Annotated in this window: 1 protein-coding gene; it reads left to right on the top strand. The window is 60.5% G+C overall.

Features of this window, described 5'->3' with window-relative positions; genetic code table 11:
* Window positions 1-425 (top strand): TatD family hydrolase (locus tag ACYP03_RS24245; RefSeq protein WP_459782403.1); only part of this gene is annotated, 425 nt, incomplete at both ends.

Below are 425 nucleotides of genomic sequence, written 5' to 3' on the forward strand. Positions count from 1 at the left end.
TGGCGTCAACCTGACCAACAGCCGTTTTGATAAAGACAGGGCAGCTGTCATCGCCCGTGCGCAGCAGGCCGGTGTTAAAGCCCTGATCCTGACTGGCACCAGTGAAGACGAGAGCCAGCAGGCGCTGGCAATGGCGCATCAGTGGCCAGGCTACTGCTTCAGTACCGCCGGCGTGCACCCGCACGAGGCCAAATCGGTGTCGGACTTATCTTTACCCGTGATTCGCGAACTGGCGTCTGACCCGGCTGTGGTTGCGGTTGGCGAATGCGGCCTGGATTTCAACCGTGATTTTTCGCCGCGCCCACAGCAGGAAGCTGTCTTTGAGGCGCACCTGGCGCTGGCGGCGGAGCTGCAAAAACCCGTGTTCATGCACTGCCGGGATGCTCATGAGCGCTTTCTGGCGATACTCAAACCCTGGCGCGATA

Source organism: Photobacterium sp. R1, assembly GCF_054600795.1.